The sequence below is a fragment of the Ideonella sp. P3_A4 genome (genome assembly GCF_056403075.1).
The window spans coordinates 1-10,019 of sequence record NZ_JBFUGE010000217.1 but is presented as its reverse complement, the minus strand read 5'-3'; the positions used below and the strand labels follow the sequence as shown (position 1 = coordinate 10,019).

The window sequence follows — 10,019 nt, the reverse complement described above, 5'->3', positions numbered from 1 at the left end:
GTTCTGCACGTAGTAGTCGCGGTCGGGCAGCGACAGGCCGCCGGCGGAGACGAATGCAATCACCCGCGTCGAATCGCCGAAGTCCTGGTTCTGGTCGAAGCTGAACAGCAGCCCACCATTGCCAGTGGCCAGGTGCAGTGCGGCCAGCAGGCCGGGCAGGTCGTCGATGTTCTTGAGCGCGTCGATGCGGTCCAGCCACGGCGTCAAGGGCTTGATGCCTTGCGCATCGACCTTGGACTCGTCCATGCACGAGGCGAACAGGTCACCGATCTGCTGCTGCGGCACCGTGCGGCCTTCGGTCTGCCGGGCCAGGGTGTCGAGGATGCCCCAGAGGAAGCGCTTGTTCTCGTCGCCCATCTTGGCGTAGACGTCCCAGCGCGCCTGGTCGGGCGGGATGGGGTTGTTCTGCATCCAGCCGCCGCAGGCGTACTGGTAGAAGTCTTCGCAAGGCTTGGCACTGGTGTCCATCGCCTTCACGTCCAGGCCGGGCGTGTAGGGCAGCTCGGTCAAGGGTTGGTCGGCAGCGGTGGCAATGCTGGTCAGCGACGCGGCGCCGGCCAGCGCCAGCGCGGCGAGCACGCGGTTCAACGAATGAGGCATGGAAACAGTCTTTGGAGAAAAAGAGATCAGGTCAGGCTCGCCGGGTCGACGACCTGCTTGCCTTTGAGGGTGTACGAACGGCCGCGGAAAGCGGCCACGCGTTCGCCGCGCTGGTTGCGCACGTCGATGTCGTAGACACCCGTGCGGCCGGCTTTGTTCACTTCGCTGGCGGTGGCGGTCAGCACATCGCCAAGCCGGGCGGCGGTGACGAGGTTGACGTCGAAGCCCGAGGCCACGGTGACCTCGTTGTAGGCGTTGCAGGCAAAGGCGAAGGTCGAATCGGCCAGCGTGGTGATCAGGCCGCCGTGGCAGATGTCGTGGCCGTTGAGCATGTCGTCGCGCACCGTCATGGACAGCGTCGCGGTGCCCGGGCCGATGGCCAGCACCTGCATGCCCAGCGCCTTCGACGCGCGGTCGTCACGCCACATCGCGTCGCGCACCGCTTCCGCCACGCGTTGTGGGGTCGGTTGCAGGGTCGGCTCCGTCACTCAGCGGTCCTTGAACTGCGGCGCGCGCTTTTGCTGGAAGGCGGCCACGCCTTCGGCAAAGTCGTGCTGGCGACCCAGCTCGCGCTGCAGCTGCGCTTCGAGCGACAGCGCTTCGTTCATGCTCATCTGCGCCGCCGCGTCGAAGGCCTGGCGGGTGGCGGCGATGGCCTTGCTCGGCATCGCGGCCAGGCGCTGCGCCAGCGCCATGCAGGTGTCCATCAGCGCGGCGTCGTCGACGCATTGCCAGATCAGGCCCATGCGCTCGGCCTCTTCGGCCGGCAGCTTGTCGCCCGTCAGCGCCAAGCCCAGCGCGCGGCCGCGGCCCACCAGGCGCGGCAGCAGCCAAGTGCCGCCGCAGTCCGGGATCAGGCCGATCTTCGAGAAGGCCTGGATGAAGCTGGCGCTGCGCCCCGCCACCAYCAAGTCGCAACCCAGCGCCAGGTTGGCGCCGGCGCCTGCGGCCACGCCGTTGACCGCGGCAATCACCGGCACCGGCATTGCGCGCACGCGCTGCGCCAACGGCTTGTAGTTGGCTTCGATCACCGCACCGATATCGACCTTGCCGTCGGCGCCAGGGGCCATGCCGGGGTCGTTCAGGTCTTGCCCGGCGCAAAAGCCGCGGCCGGCGCCGGTGAGGACGACGGCGCGCACGCTCGCATCCAGCGCGGCCGCATCGAGCGCTTCGCGCAGCTCGGCATGCATCGCGCTGGTGAAACTGTTCAGCGCCGCGGGACGGTTCAGGGTCAGCGTGCGCACGGGGCCGGCATCGGCCACCAGCACCAAGGGTTCGGTCATCGCAGGTCTCCGGGAAAAGGGGCGGCCTAGTGTTCGCCGACCGACCGGTCGGTCAGCCGCCATGCGGTGATTCTCGTCCAGTGGCTGCGGCCGCTGGTCGCCGGGCGGCCCGGGCAAACCCGAGGCCACGGTTCGGCCGGCAACGTCGCTGGTCATGAGGGTGGATGAACTGCAGGTGTCTGCCGTGCAAACCGAAGTAACAAGGCGTTCCCGGTGAGGCCGATCAGAAGACGCTTGCCGCCGTTCATCGCCAGAGTGCTCGAGCAGTCGGCATCCCACACTGACGCCATCTTCAACGAGCCCACCTATGACCGCCGATGCTTTCGTGCTGAGCCTGATGCGCCTGGAATTCGGCATCGCTGCCAGCTTCCACTACCTGTTCGTGCCGCTGAGCCTGGGGTTGATGCTGGCGGTCGCGCTGATCGAAGCCGCGCACTGGCGCACCGGCCGCACGGTGTGGGCCGAGGCCGCGCGTTTCTGGTGGCGCTTCTTCCTGCTCGCGTGGATCGTCGGCATGGTCACCGGCTACCCCTTGCGCTGGCAGCTGCAGTCGCATTGGCAGGGCTACACCGAGCAGGTGCGCGAGGTGCTGGGCGCAGTGATGACGCTGGAGGGATGGATCGCRCCGCTGATGTTGTCGCTGGTCGCCGTGCTCAGCCTGGCCCGCCAACGACTGAAGCCGTTGGTCCGCCTGCTGTTGAGCGCCTTGCTGATGCTGACGATGGCCACGCAAGCTGCTGGCATCCTGACGATCAACGCCTGGATGCAGCACCCGGTGGGCGTCGAGTTCGGTGCCGAAGGTGCAAGGCTCACCTCGCTCGCGGCGGTGTTCGCCAACCCCTTCGCGCACACCAAGATCGCCCACACCTTGAGCGCCAGCGTGCTGACCGGCGCCTTCTTCATGCTCGCCGTGGCGGGCGCTTATCTGCTCAAGCGACGGCACCTGCCGCTGGCACGGGTGTCAATGCGCGTGGCGCTGGCGATGGGCCTGGTGGGTGTGGTGGCGACGCTGTACACCGGCCACGAAAGCGCGCTCGAGGTGGCGCAGCAGCAGCCGATGAAGTTCGCCGCAATGGAAGCTCATTGGGCCGCGTCCGATGAGGCGCCGCTGGTGCTGTGGGGCTGGCCTGACATGGCCGCGCAGACCAACCATGGCGCATTGGAGCTGCCTGGCGCAATGAGCGCACTGGTTGGTGGCGCGTCGCCCCTGGGCCTGCGGGAGCTGACCCAGCAGGCGAAGGATCACATCCAGCTCGCGCTGCAACCTGGGGCACCGGCCGAGTTGGCAGTCTGGCGAGGGCTCTACCAACACACGGCTCGCCTGCATGCTGATGTCTGGCCGACTCTGAGCGACGAGGCTCGCTTGACGCTGGCCGCCGAAATGACCCGCCCGCATGTGCCGACGCTGTTCGTCGCCTTCCGAACGATGGCCGGTATCGGTGTCGGGCTGCTGGGCGTGTTGTTGCTCGCCTGGCGCCGGCGTGTCGACTTGGAAACCGGCCGCGGCGGTCGCCGCCTCGTCGTCTTGCTGATGGCCTGCCTGCCCCTGCCCTGGATCGCCACGCTCAGCGGCTGGACGGTGGCCGAGGTGGGCCGCCAACCCTGGGTGGTCTACGGTCAGCTGCTGACCGCGCAAGCCGCGGTGCCAGCAGCGGCCACGGGCAACCCCGCAGCACTGCTGATCAGGCTGGTGGTCTACGCGCTGCTCGGCGCATTGTTCGTGCGTGCCTGCATGGGCCTGTGGCGCCACGGGCCTGCCCCGCTGACGTGGTGGGAATCGGCGCTGCGGCAACTGCGGTGGCGCTTGCGGCTGCCACTGTGGCGCCCGACCCAGTTGGCGGCTTGCACCTCGATGCTCGAGTAGGTGTGCTACGCCGGCATGCCCGGCAGCGTGCCGATGCCGGCCAACGTCAGCCCACCCAGCAGCGCGAAGATCAGCGCGGCCACGCCGTGCACCAGCCGCATCGGCACCTTCTGCGCGACCTTGTCTCCCAGGAACACGGCGGGCACGTTGGCGATCATCATGCCTAACGTGGTTCCTGCCACCACCGCGGCCAGCTCGCTGTAGCGCGCGGCTAGCGCGACGGTCGCGATCTGCGTCTTGTCGCCCATCTCGGCGAGGAAGAACGCCAGCAGCGTGGTGCCGAAGATGCCCAAGCGCCCGGCGACGCGAGGCGTTTCATCGATCTTGTCCGGCACCAGCATCCAGCCCGCCATCGCCAGGAACGACAGCCCGRTGACCCAGCGCAGGACTTGCGGGCCGAGCCAGGCGGCAATGCCGGCGCCCAGCCAACCGGCGGCCGCATGGTTGGCCAGCGTCGCGACCAGGATGCCGGCCAGGATGGGCCCGGGCCGCTTGAAACGCGCGGCCAGCAGCAGCGCGAGCAACTGCGTCTTGTCGCCCATTTCGCCGAGCGCGACGACACCGGTGGAGATCAGGAAGGCTTGCATGAAGAGGGTCCAGGGGCCGGCGCGAGTCCGATGACCAACACACCTTCCCGGCCCACGCGAAGGTGCTTGGTCAAAGGTCTGGCCGGGCCCGGTACTGCCGAGCTGCCGCTGCCATGGTGCCTGCTTTGCGCATGCTCCAAGTGTGTTGACAACGGCCACCGCGCGTACGAGCCGCGCAGCGTGGCTACTCCCCCATGACGAAGAGGTGACCATTCTACCGGGCGCTCGGCTGGCGTAGGGTGTGTCGCCGCATCGCCTGCGCCACGAGTTCTTCGGGACCCAGGCGGAGTTGAAGGCGGCGTGAGCAGCCTGGGCAGTCAGGGACTCGGTCACGAATCGTCACGGCAGCGAAGCCACTGAGCGATTCGAGGGTTCGCAGGCTGCATCGGCGCCAGTACGATGGCGTGCACAGGGAGAGCCATAACCACAACGCGAGGCGCRCCAGCGTGCGGCTGCGCCCGCCGTGGAGTGCCGATGGCCCGGGGCTTTTTCTCAAACGTTCGTCCGCTTCCGACCTGTGTTCGTCGGGTCACGCGGGCCGGGGTCGCTGCGTGGCGCCGGTGGCTCGTTGCGCTTTTGGTGCTCTCGCTGTGGGGCCATGCAGCCGCCCGACCAAGCCTGGAAGCCATCGAAGACGTCGTGCTCGCTGACCCCCAAGCCGCACTGGCAAGCGCGCAGCGCGTGCTTCAGAGCGCCACCGACCCGGAGGCGCGGCTGGACGCCATTCGCCGGGCCATCAATGCGTTGTACTTTCACTCCGACACGCAAGCCGTCTCGCCCCTGGCCACCGAAGGCGCCAAGCTGGCGGAACAGCTGAACGCGCACGACGCGATGGCCGAAATGCTGCTGGCGCGCGCTTTTGTGGATTCACCGTTCGGCGAGCCCAGCGACTCTGCGAAGGGTTTTTTGCAGCAGGCACAGCGCATCGCCGAGGCGCATCAGTTGCCGCGCCACCTGGCCTACGCACTCAACGAACAGGCGGCGGAGGCCTTTAGCGTGTACGACTACGCCGGGGCTTATGAGCTGTACATGCGCGGTTATGCCGCGGCCGAGTCAGGCGGCCGCGGTTTTCCGATGGCTTACGCCTTGCTGGGCATGGCGAACATTGAGTCAGGTTCGCAGCGCAGCGACCCGGACTGGGAGCGCGGGCTCAAGCACATGCGCGAGGCCGTCGACCTGGTCGACGCGGAACGCCATCCGGTGACAGGCATGGTGGTTTTCAATGCGGTCGGCGAAGCCATGCGACGAAAGGGTGACCTGGTCGAAGCACGCCGATACGCCGAACGCGCCGTTGAACTGGCAGAGAGGACTCGGCTGCCTGACGCCATCGGGCTCGCTCTCGACATCCTGGCCCACGTGGACCTGGGCCAGCGCCGTGCCGACGAGGCCTTGCAGCTGAGCTCGCGGGCACAGGCGCTATCGTCCTTTGTTGCGGGGGCCACCGTGTTCCGCCTGCGCTTGGCTCTCATTCGAGCCAAGGCCTGGGCGATCAAGGGTCAACCTGCGGCCAGTGAGGCGGCCCTGAAGGAAGCCGAGCGCCTGGCGAAAGAAGAAGACCGGCCTGAGTCATCGGCGCAGTACCACGAGGCCGCCGCCGAGGTCTACGCGAATCTCGGGCAGTACCAGCGGGCGCACGGGCACATGGTCGAGCTTCGCCGGCTCGACACCGAAACCGCCCGCCTCGCGAGCAACCGCGTGATCTCTGAGCTGAACGTCAAGTTCGATGTCGCCCGCAAGGAGCACGAGGCGATGTTGAGCCTGGAGCGTGAGCATTCAACCGAATTCAAGCGTCAGCAGTTGGCAGGGGCGCTGGCGGCAACGCTGCTCGGTGCCCTTGGTCTCGTCTATGTTCTGCGTGTGCAGTGGGCCCAACGCCGCAGACTGGACCGGCTCTCCCAGGAGTTGCAGACGCGCAATCAGGCGCTGGAAGACTTGAACGCCAAACGCACCCGGCTGCTGGCCGCTGCCAGCCACGATCTGCGGCAACCCGCCCACGCGCTGGGCATGTTGGCCGAGACGATCTCCAGCGCCGATCACCCGCTGACGCTGGACCGCCGCCTGTCCAGCATTCGCCACTGTTGCACCACGCTGTGCGACATGCTGTCGATGCTGATGGACCTGCACCGGTTGGAACAAGGCCACTACACGCCGGAGATGATCCCGGTGCCGTTGAACGACGTGCTGGAAGAGGTGCAACTTCACTTCACCATCACCGCGGTTCAGAACGGCTTGTCGCTGAAGGTGCGCCCATGCAGCGCCTGGGTGCGTACCGACCCCCACCTGCTGCGCCGCATCGTGTTCAACCTCGTCTCGAATGCGATCAAGTACACCTCGCGCGGCAGCGTCAGCGTCGACTGCGAGGTGATCGGCGGCCTGGTGCGCGTGCGCGTGTCAGACACCGGCGTGGGCATCCCGCGTGAACAGCTGGGTGACATATTCACCGAGTACGTGCGGCTGGACACCGCGCGCACGGCAGAAGGCTTGGGCATCGGACTGGCCATCGTCAAGCGGGCGGCCGATCTCATCAGCCACGGCTTGCACATCGACTCCGAGCCGGGCCAGGGTACGGCGGTGTCGGTGGATCTGCCGCTCCACCTCGGCCCATTGCCTTCGCAGGCCGACGGTGGGACAGATCTTCACGCCCGCCCCGATCCAACCCAGGTCATTGCCATCATCGAGAACGACCGCGAGTCTCGCGAGGCGCTGCACGGCCTGCTCGCATCTTGGGGCTACACCGTGGTGTCCGGCAAGGACAGCGCCAGCATCACGGCCAGCCTGCCCGTTGATGCGGCACCCGCGCTGGTCATTGCCGACCTGCACCTGAGTTCCGAGGACGGCTTTGGCGCGATCTCGGCGCTACGCCGGCGCGCCGGCGGCCTCACCCTGCACGCCTTGCTTCTCACAGGCGACCTGGACGAAGCGGTTGCCGTACGGGCGGCCGAAGCCAATGTCCTTCTTCTGCACAAGCCGGTGCATGCCAAGCGCCTGCGCGAGACCATCGCGGTGGCCTTGGGTTGATGTCCAGTGCCTGTCATGGAGGCGAACCACCCAACGCCCCGATGAAGTCCTTCGCGGTCTGCCCCAAGGGATTGGAGCCGTCGTAAACGGGCCCTTGCGAGGGTGGCTGTGGGGTCGGCGGTGCAAGGCCCTGATACCCGACCACGTTGCCGATCGCGGCATCGAGAGCCACGTTGGCCTGAACCTGGTCGTTGACTTCGATCAGGTGGTCGTTGATCTGCGCGAACAGCACACGGTTCTCATGCGCGACGACCATGTTGTAGGTGAAGCGGGCCAGGTTGGACACCCCTTTGGCGTAGCCCCCGATCGCGGTACCAAGGCTGACCAAACTCAACAGGGGTTCGAAATCGAGCATGTCGGTTTCCAGCCAGGCCGACAATGCCAAGGACGTCTTGGTCGCGCTCTTGCCGAACGACGCCGCAGAATCCGCGGCCCCCCAGACGCCTGTCGTGAGGTCCCACAGGTACAGGTCGTAGGACACGTCGAACTGCGCCTTGTAGTCGACGAACGAGTTCGACATCGCAGCGGCGGCCAGGCCGGTGGCGTAGTGCGCACGGGCGGCCGTGGCCAGCAAGCCCGAGCAGCCAAGCTGGCCCGAGGCTGCGGCCGCCGTCAGGACCTCACTCGAAGTCGGCAAGCCGCTGGACGAGGCCGCTGCCGTCAAGGTCGCCACCGACCGATCCTGCGACCCCTCCTCCAGCGCTGCACAGAAGTCGAGCTTGTGGTCATACAGGGCCGCATCGACGACCGTCGCCACCGGCGCGCTGTTGGCCTCGTAACGGGGCCACGCATCAGGCCCTCCATCGGACGGTGCGATGACCAGAACAGCGGCCCCGCCACCGGCCTTGGTCAGCGCGACCGACGGCAGTTCGTAGTGGAAGTGGCCGGCCGTCTCGTCGACCATGCCCAAGGTCGAGAAAGGCAGGTAGCCACTGGTCGAGCCATCGCAGACTTCCTGGCCCTGGGTCGTCTTGGCTGGGCACGGCAGCCTCGAATGAACGAACGCGAACGACGCGAGCGCCGCGCGCGCCGCCGACAGGCTGGCACGCGCCTGCAGCAACTCGCCGCTGCTCGTTCTGCTGGCCATGACGCCGAGGACGCAGACGATGGCGACCCCCACGATGGCCACGGCCACAGCCAACTCCAGGACGGAGAAGCCGCGCAAGTTGTCTCGCCTGGTGATCATGGCTTGAGCCCCTTGGTTTGCCACTGTTGAACCCGCTGCACCGACTCGTCGGCCAGCCCCTGAACGTCCGCCTGGTACGCCACGGCATCGTCCCGCGCCGCCACGACCAACGGGTAACTCTTTTCCGACGCCCGCAGCGCGGTGACGGTCTGGTACAGGAAGACCGACCCTCCCGCGATCGCGAGGGTCATGCTGGCGTGGTTGGCGATGATCGCCGGGACCGTCTCGATCGCGATGTCCTTCGCGATGGCCAGCTGCGTTATCGCGAGCGCCTCGCCGACCCCCAATGCGGTCAGCCCGACCGACCAGTTGGCCTCGCGCCACTTGAGGTTGACGATGCCCTCTTCCGCACTCTTGACGTTCAGGTTCTCGTAGTCGACGGCGACCTTGGCAAGCTTGAGCAGGTCCTGCTGCGTCGCCGCCTGCTTGACCGAATTCGACAAGCGCGTCAGCCGGTCCACGCAGCCCAGCCGCCCGAGCATCTCCAGGTGGCCCACGGCGGTGGTCTCGAGCTGCCGGTCCACCGGCGCGGCCACGCCCTCATCGGGCAGCCACAACGGCACCTGCTCCGCCGGGCTGCCCTGCATCGTGTGGGCTGTCTGCACCGCATAGCTGGCCCGATGTCCGGCCGGTGTCACCGGTCCCGAGCGGTCCTGCAGCAATGCCGCATAGCAGAAATCCAGCCCGTTGAAATCGGTGCGCGGTTTGATGGCACCGCTGGCCAGTTGGGCCGGGTCGGCCACCAGCACGGTGGCGGGTGCCTCGGTCAAGGTCTTGTTCGCGAAGTAGCGGGTCCTCGGTGTTTCGGGCAGGCCGAGCAAGGACGCGGGCAACCAGCCTTCGACGAAGCCGGGCCGGGTCGGGCTGTTGGTGGCCTCCAGCGGTGTGGGCAAGCGCAGATGGACCGCCGCAAAGCCCTCGATGGCCTGCTGGACCTGCAGCGTACGCGGGTCCGCGGCGGCGTCGCGGCTCGCCGGCAGCAGCCGCTGGATCAAGGGCCACAACAAGGCCACCAGCACACCCACGCCTGCGATGACCACGGCCAGTTCGACCAGGGACCATCCACGATTGGAACGTCGCCACATGTTCACTGCCCTCCTTCGAGCGACAGGCCGGCTGCGTCAGCAGCGTCCAACCACTGYTGCCCACCGTGCCAGACCGGAATGGCCTCGGCTTGCAAGGCGACCACCTTGTAGGCAGCCTGGTAGGCCAGGTCTGCCAGCAAGCTCACGGTGCCGCGCGCCAGATCGACCTTGCCGAAAAAGACGCCGGCTTTCGCGGCCACCACGGCGGCTTTCTTCAACGCGATCTCGGGTGCCGTCTCGGGCAGGCCCGGTGTCAATGCAACGATCTCGGCTTCGGCCTTGACGATCTCCGCATAGCCATTCGTCAGGTCCAAGCGCGTCCCGATCAGGCCCGTGCCGTCGGACGCCACGAATATCGTCATCAAGACCTCGGCGGTGTCGTGGCCGGCCTGGATG

8 protein-coding genes, 1 pseudogene and 1 riboswitch are annotated in these 10,019 nt (G+C 67.3%); of the genes and pseudogenes, 2 read left to right on the top strand and 7 right to left on the bottom strand.

The features are described 5' to 3' along the window. The 3 genes and pseudogenes from AC1DYI_RS18635 to paaG form a co-directional block, all read right to left on the bottom strand. Nucleotides 1-600, bottom strand: a pseudogene (locus AC1DYI_RS18635) (M13 family peptidase); the annotation flags it as partial. Nucleotides 601-626: 26 nt separating this feature from the next. Beyond that, nucleotides 627-1,088 (bottom strand): hydroxyphenylacetyl-CoA thioesterase PaaI, encoded by a 462-nt coding sequence (gene paaI, locus AC1DYI_RS18630; RefSeq protein WP_477205622.1) that lies wholly within the window; start codon nucleotides 1,086-1,088, stop codon nucleotides 627-629. After that, nucleotides 1,089-1,883: a 2-(1,2-epoxy-1,2-dihydrophenyl)acetyl-CoA isomerase PaaG gene (gene paaG, locus AC1DYI_RS18625; protein ID WP_477205621.1), complete on the bottom strand. Its 795-nt coding sequence runs from the start codon at nucleotides 1,881-1,883 to the stop codon at nucleotides 1,089-1,091. Nucleotides 1,884-2,190: 307 nt separating this feature from the next. On the opposite strand from paaG, the gene AC1DYI_RS18620 reads away from it, so the two are divergent. Next, entirely contained in the window at nucleotides 2,191-3,747 is a 1,557-nt protein-coding gene (locus AC1DYI_RS18620) for a cytochrome ubiquinol oxidase subunit I (protein ID WP_477205620.1), read from the top strand. 5 nt (nucleotides 3,748-3,752) lie between these two features. On the opposite strand, the gene AC1DYI_RS18615 is transcribed toward AC1DYI_RS18620, so the two are convergent. Next, on the bottom strand, nucleotides 3,753-4,334 hold the full coding sequence (locus AC1DYI_RS18615; RefSeq protein WP_477205619.1) for a TMEM165/GDT1 family protein: 582 nt from the start codon (nucleotides 4,332-4,334) through the stop codon (nucleotides 3,753-3,755). An 11-nt stretch (nucleotides 4,335-4,345) separates the two neighbouring features. Then, a riboswitch (yybP-ykoY riboswitch) is annotated at nucleotides 4,346-4,539 on the bottom strand. Nucleotides 4,540-4,973: 434 nt separating this feature from the next. On the opposite strand from AC1DYI_RS18615, the gene AC1DYI_RS18610 reads away from it, so the two are divergent. Next, on the top strand, nucleotides 4,974-7,352 hold the full coding sequence (locus AC1DYI_RS18610; protein WP_477205618.1) for a sensor histidine kinase: 2,379 nt from the start codon (nucleotides 4,974-4,976) through the stop codon (nucleotides 7,350-7,352). A gap of 13 nt (nucleotides 7,353-7,365) precedes the next feature. On the opposite strand, the gene AC1DYI_RS18605 is transcribed toward AC1DYI_RS18610, so the two are convergent. The 3 genes from AC1DYI_RS18605 to AC1DYI_RS18595 all read right to left on the bottom strand — a co-directional run. Beyond that, the gene (locus AC1DYI_RS18605) at nucleotides 7,366-8,538 is read right to left on the bottom strand and encodes a hypothetical protein (RefSeq protein ID WP_477205617.1); all 1,173 of its coding nucleotides are present in this window, start codon (nucleotides 8,536-8,538) and stop codon (nucleotides 7,366-7,368) included. After that, complete coding sequence (locus AC1DYI_RS18600; protein WP_477205616.1) at nucleotides 8,535-9,623, bottom strand: type II secretion system protein; 1,089 nt, start codon at nucleotides 9,621-9,623, stop codon at nucleotides 8,535-8,537. Before AC1DYI_RS18600 ends, AC1DYI_RS18605 begins: the two co-directional genes overlap by 4 nt. Nucleotides 9,624-9,625: 2 nt before the next feature. Beyond that, nucleotides 9,626-10,019: hypothetical protein (locus tag AC1DYI_RS18595; protein ID WP_477205615.1), on the bottom strand; the 394-nt coding region annotated here is incomplete at its 5' end.

What these genes read in the sequence shown, in the direction of transcription:
- AC1DYI_RS18605 (WP_477205617.1), bottom strand. Translation starts at nt 8,538, where the DNA reads ATGATCACCAGGCGAGACAACTTGCGCGGCTTCTCCGTCCTGGAGTTG.
- AC1DYI_RS18600 (WP_477205616.1), bottom strand. Translation starts at nt 9,623, where the DNA reads ATGTGGCGACGTTCCAATCGTGGATGGTCCCTGGTCGAACTGGCCGTG.